This window comes from Agathobacter sp. LCP21S3_B2, from assembly GCF_052118705.1.
Lineage (GTDB): Bacteria > Bacillota > Clostridia > Lachnospirales > Lachnospiraceae > Roseburia.
The window spans coordinates 43,944-49,943 of record NZ_JBQKGQ010000022.1; the positions used below are offsets into that span (position 1 = coordinate 43,944).

Consider the following 6,000-nt stretch of genomic DNA (forward strand, 5'->3'; position numbering starts at 1 on the left):
CTATTAGCAAACAGTATACTAAGTACAACGAAGCAGTTTCGAGAAATGAAAAAAATCCAATTTTTGAAAGTGGGTGACTATATGAAAACAATCACGAGAACTAAATATCTCGATAGAATCATTGAACTGAATGGCACTCCTGACATCAAGATCATCACAGGTATTCGTCGTTCTGGTAAGTCCAAGCTGATGCAGGCGTATATTGAGTATCTGAAAAGCAACTTTGAAAACATCAATATTATCTTCATTGACTTCATGGATTTAGCATATGAAGAAATCATGGAATACCATGCCTTACACGCATATGTGGAAGAACATTATCAGGAAGGTAAAACGAACTACCTGTTTGTAGATGAGGTTCAAATGTGTCCTAATTTTGAGCTGGCAATTAATAGCCTGTACTCTAAGGGAATTTACGACATCTATGTAACAGGCTCCAATGCTTTCCTGTTGAGTGCAGATCTGGCAACCCTGTTTACCGGACGCTATATTGAAATTCATGTGTTTCCTTTCAGTTTCCAGGAATATTGCCAATATTATGATGATGTTAGTGATAAAGATAAACTCTTTGATGATTACGCTATCAAAGGCGGTTTAGCAGGTTCTTACGCTTACAGAACTGAAAAAGACAGAACAAACTATATCAAAGAGGTCTACGAAACTATTGTTACAAGGGATTTGGTGCAGAAATATGCTCTCCCGGACACTTTGGTTTTACAACGTCTGAGCGAATTCCTTATGGATAATATCAGCAACCTGACTTCTCCGAATAAGGTCAGTCAGCTACTGACAGCAAATGAGACTCCAACCAATCATGTAACCGTTGGCAAGTACATTAAGTATTTGTGCAATGCTTTTGTATTTTATGATATTAAGAGATACGACATCCGAGGTAAGAAATACCTTGAAAGCTCTGAAAAGTTCTATTTATGTGACAGCGGTATTCGATATGCAATACTTGGAAGCAGAAATATGGATTATGGCAGAGTATATGAAAACATCGTTAGCATCGAGCTTCTTCGCCGTGGATACGATGTCTATGTCGGCAAGCTCTATCAAAAGGAAATCGACTTTGTTGCTCAGCGAGGCAGCGAGAAGTTTTATATTCAGGTCAGCGACAACATTTCCGGGCAGGAAACATTTGAGAGAGAATGCTCTCCTCTCCTTCAGATTCGAGATGCTTATCCGAAAATGATTATTGCCAGAACCAAACATCCACAATATAGCTATGAAGGAATTGAAATTCACGATATAGCCGATTGGTTACTACAAGAATAAGCAGGACGAAATATCTCCGTCATTCTCTTTTTCTTTTTGCCAAATACTGTAAGTATAACTCCTGCAAACATAACCACTACAAATGGCCATGCTGTGTTGTCGTCCCCGGTGGAAGTACTTTTATATGATGTAATAAAATGGATAGCTTGCAAAGTCAAGTAAACTATCCATTTTCTTTATCTTAACGCAATAATCTCGGCTTGTCTTTGGGTGAATTATCCCTTGCGGTTGGGGTTATTTTAATATCCATTTCTGCTCTATGCTTTCTGACATCTGCAAAGAGTCTTCTGAAATCATAGCTTCGTTCTGAATTACTCCTTCTAACCAGCCTTTTTCTTTCAAAGCCTTATATTGTTTGCTATTAGTATTGACACCACTATAGGCATTACCTAATCCACTAATATTCATCGACATACAAAAACCTCCTTGTAAATAAACTAAAACTCCGTTTAAAACCAAATCATTACTATATATAGTATATCGTCATATCTCCTACAAAAACAAATAAGGCAGTTTCACAAATTCCGATTGGGATTTTACCTGTTTTAAGGGATTTAATAATTGTTATATTTTATTATCAAATTCCTCATAAGCCCTTGAAAACACTAAGTTTGTCACAGATGAACTTTCCCTTATTGTTTCCCTTGCGTTATATTGTTCCATAAAGGTTCACAAATCTAGATAAGGGCAAAAACAAGGGAAAGAAAATCTTATTACACAGTATAACACAAAATAATTACGACATGGTGCACTGATTGAAATGCTTCAAAATATTGTAACTAAACCTTAATTATTTACCGATATATGGTGAATAACTAAGGTTTATCTATTATATCTTTACTTATATTCTTTTTGCCAATTTTTATAATAAGCAAACGCTATTGCTAACTGTAATACTCCGCATTGCGCTTTACCAATCTTCTCCTCTTTAGCGCATATATGTTGAAAAATAGCATTTTCTGAAATTTCTTTTTCAATACCATCTCTCAAATTATCATTCCGAGAAACCCAATCTTCAAATTCAAGGCGCTCATGACTATTATCAAAAATCAGGACTGGCATTTGCTGCCCCGAACGATTATTACACTGATGCTTTCCATATGCAAAAAATGGAAGTAATTTACCACTCAATGAGTCTCGTTCTATATAATAATAAAATAGCCCATCCTCTATTTTATATCTTCTCTCTGGTTTCGGAATCAGACATCTTCCCATATCCATATACCATAATTCAGTTTCATACAAAGTTGTAGTTAAGTATTTTAATTGTAGTTGGGCATATAACATTTTTTCATCATCGTAAAAATAACCTAAAGTTTCATATCCTTCATCTGAACCAAGAACTATTATTTGATATTCTGGTGATTTTAGGTTATAGCTATGTCTATCGTAATCCCATGTAGTTTTTGACCAATCCTCTGTATGCTCTAATAAATGAAGTAATTTTTGAGAAGGTGACAAATCAATACCAAATCTCTTTCTCCATAAAAATTCTGTGTGTTCAAAACTTGCAGTCTGTTTTCTAGGAGTATTAACATCATTTACCCTAGTATAAATTGCACCTGCATACAGTTTTTTCTTCACATCATGGCTTTGCGAATACTCCTCAGTCAAATAATACGGCGTATTATTTGTGCTCTCAATTATTACTATGTCCAGTTCATGATCTTCAATCTTAATTGACTGAACTGCTACTTTTGGAACATATCCTCCAGCAAATGGTTTTGACCTTAAAAATTCTGTTACTGACTTAGTTGTATATCTACGGTATGTTGTATTTTCAATTCCCTTTACATTTCCATTGTCATCAGCACCATAAATCAAATATGCTTGATGCCCGTCAATATTATTTGCCATGCAAATGATGTCAATCAATTTATCTTCTCTACAATCCGTGTAATCTTCTTTGAAATCCCAGTAAGTTCCCTCATATCCAAGTCTTAATAAGCCTAAGATTATCTCTTTCAAATTCTCATCTGACATATTATGCTCCATTCATTTTTAACCCTTAACGATCCGCAATATTCCTACTCATAACTCTTTTCATATTTTACGACAGAGGGTTTCTTCTATTTGCTAAAAATCTCTGTAATCGAATTGCTTCTTCTAGTTTATTTGATGCATTTGCTCCAAACAAAATTTCTGCCCATATCTCATCCATATGTGTAATTGTTGGATTGTTAAGATCCTTAAATGTTATATTAGGAATCTCGGATAATATTTGCCTTATTTCATTCTGAGAAATCTTGTTATAATCAGGAACATGTGTCATTTTTGCATCCCTTAATTCACTTTTTCTCATCCCCGAATGATCCTTAGATACAACTTCACATTCTAACTGATAAAAAACCGTTGTCATATATGAACCAATCACCTGTGCTTCCGTCAATGTTTGATATGAATATACTGTAAAATTTGTTGAAACATACATAGGCACTGCAGATACATATACCCTTCCATTTCTACGAAGTTTTGTTGGTAATAATATTGAGTTGGCAGGAAATCTTATTGTACCATCCTTTTTTGTGATTTTCTCCCATTCTGTAACAGTTTTTGCCTTCCTTTGCTGTTGTTTAGCTGGTCTAGTCATAGACATATAATCACAAATTATTGCTGTACTTAATGAAGATGGAATAGAATTAAAATTTAAAAATTTTGAATCTCCAGTATTCAGAATAAAATTATCTCCATCTGCATTTCTCATCCCCTCATCAAGTGTGACTTGTGATATATATTTAGAATATAATTCATCGAACGAATCAAAGAATAATAAATCACTTCCTCCATTAACCCCTACCTGACCTTTACGAAATTTTTGAGTGGTATTTGGCAAATGTGTCATTATAGCATTTCTTACAATATTATTATCAATAAAAATAATAGCTTCAGACATTTCACTACATACAACTCTCCAACCATCATTTAGGTTTGCCTGTAATTGTGCATATGAAATTTCTCTTGCTTCTATATCCGGTGTAATATAATCGAAAGCTAATGAATTATATCCCCCAGAATATGTTTCTAAAGCATGCAGATCTATATCAGCCACTGCAACATCACTAGAAAATATTTTTACTGTACTTGCAGGTTGACCTTTCTTTCCAACCAAAATACATGTTTCTTCTGAAACAGATTCAAAAAGACCTTTTCCCGGATAATTGAAAATACATTGTAATCCAAAAATATTGAGCAACATTTCCCGAAAAGCAATCGCTTCATTTCCCCTCTCTACCAACTGTGCTTTTGGAAATATACATACAATAGTCGTTCCTGTTGCCAATAAACAACAAACTGTTTCTAAGAAAACTGCTCCTAAATTCTGCTGTCCAACTCCAGTAGCAGACGGACTTCCTTTTGTCCTTTGTATGAAACTTATAAAAGGAGCCTTTCTATTTACACAATTTATTCCTGCCACAAATGGCGGATTTAACAAAACCACCTCAACATCATTAAAATCAGAGGGAGCAAAGGATAAAATGTCTTTTGTTGTTACTACTGGAGCATTTGATTTATTGATTGTTATAGGATTATTTAATCCTAGGCGTAATGATAAAAGTTCTACTAGTTTTGGATTTATATCATTTGCTACAACCTGATTACCGTTTATATTAAATACCTTCATTGCTGAACTAATTAAACTTCCACTTCCAGCTGCAGGATCACATATTTTCTTATTAGCAGATAAATTGCCATTAATCATTTTTGCAATAGTAGCAGCTAGATTAGCCAATTCAGGATCAGTTGCAACTTCTCCATCATGCCTACTGCTTTCAGATAGCATTTCATGCAATGAATCTGCTATTGCGTCACCTGAGATATTTGCTTCCCCATACTTATATAAATCAGACAAAATTTTATTTTTCAATGATACCCTTGGAAGATAATCCGTCGCATTGTATGCAAAAATACCATCAAAATCTACTCTATTTGCCTCTATGCAAATTTGTTGAACATCTCCGGCAAATGTTGATACACTATATGTTATAGTTGGTGCAGGTTTATGTACTGCATGAAAAGCACCTCTTATATATTCATATAGAAGCATTGCCATTTTGCTTTTCCATTCACGACTGTTTGGTAAAGTAGATTTCATACATGTCAGAAAATCATCTAGTGTTGTAAGTTCTGTATATCTGTTATTAATAAAATCATCTAATAATCTTTGAAAAACTAAAGCTAATTTGCTCACAATACTATTTTCATCATCAACGGAAAAATCACATACATTTTCTAATCCTGGCTCTAAAACTTGCTGATGCACACTGGGTTTATGGACATCATATCTAAAACTAATTAATTTTTCCAAATTAGTTATAATATAAAACGGTTTCTCTGTTACTGCCATATTTGATTGAACATATGATTGCGCTTGAAATTGATATCTGGTACTTTGTACATCTGAAGGAGTTCTCTTTACTTCAACTACACATAAATATTTTCCAGTTGTTTTATTTATAACAACATAATCCATTTCAAGACTTCCTGTATATACATGATGTTTTGCTTCATAAATTGAACTCAAACCCAACGCAGCTATTGCTTGCGTTAAAGCTTTTTCACACAAAGGATGAAATATTCTGACCTCTGAATCCGTATAACTAATCATTATTCTCTTCCTTCCTATTCTGTCAAGCCTAAAATGTAGATTTTTCAAGGCTTTGACGTATTTTTATTACCTCTAAAACAGAGCCGAGGGTGATGAATATCGTAGTATCGAGTACC

4 protein-coding genes are annotated in these 6,000 nt (G+C 34.0%); 1 reads left to right on the forward strand and 3 read right to left on the reverse strand.

The window, feature by feature from the left end:
* The first annotated feature begins 45 nt into the window (after positions 1 to 45).
* Positions 46 to 1,278 carry an ATP-binding protein gene (locus ACTQ1L_RS13595; protein ID WP_441367715.1) on the forward strand — a complete coding sequence of 411 codons (1,233 nt, stop codon included), beginning with the start codon at positions 46 to 48 and terminating at the stop codon, positions 1,276 to 1,278.
* A 234-nt stretch (positions 1,279 to 1,512) separates the two neighbouring features.
* On the opposite strand, the gene ACTQ1L_RS13600 is transcribed toward ACTQ1L_RS13595, so the two are convergent.
* The 3 genes from ACTQ1L_RS13600 to ACTQ1L_RS13610 all read right to left on the reverse strand — a co-directional run bounded on the left by ACTQ1L_RS13600 (position 1,513) and on the right by ACTQ1L_RS13610 (position 5,884).
* On the reverse strand, positions 1,513 to 1,692 hold the full coding sequence (locus ACTQ1L_RS13600; RefSeq protein WP_441367717.1) for a hypothetical protein: 180 nt from the start codon (positions 1,690 to 1,692) through the stop codon (positions 1,513 to 1,515).
* 423 nt (positions 1,693 to 2,115) lie between these two features.
* Positions 2,116 to 3,261 (reverse strand): ATP-binding protein, encoded by a 1,146-nt coding sequence (locus ACTQ1L_RS13605; protein ID WP_441367719.1) that lies wholly within the window; start codon positions 3,259 to 3,261, stop codon positions 2,116 to 2,118.
* Between the two features lie 67 nt (positions 3,262 to 3,328).
* On the reverse strand, positions 3,329 to 5,884 hold the full coding sequence (locus tag ACTQ1L_RS13610) for a BpuSI family type II restriction endonuclease (RefSeq protein WP_441367721.1): 2,556 nt from the start codon (positions 5,882 to 5,884) through the stop codon (positions 3,329 to 3,331).
* Between the last annotated feature and the right edge of the window lie 116 nt (positions 5,885 to 6,000).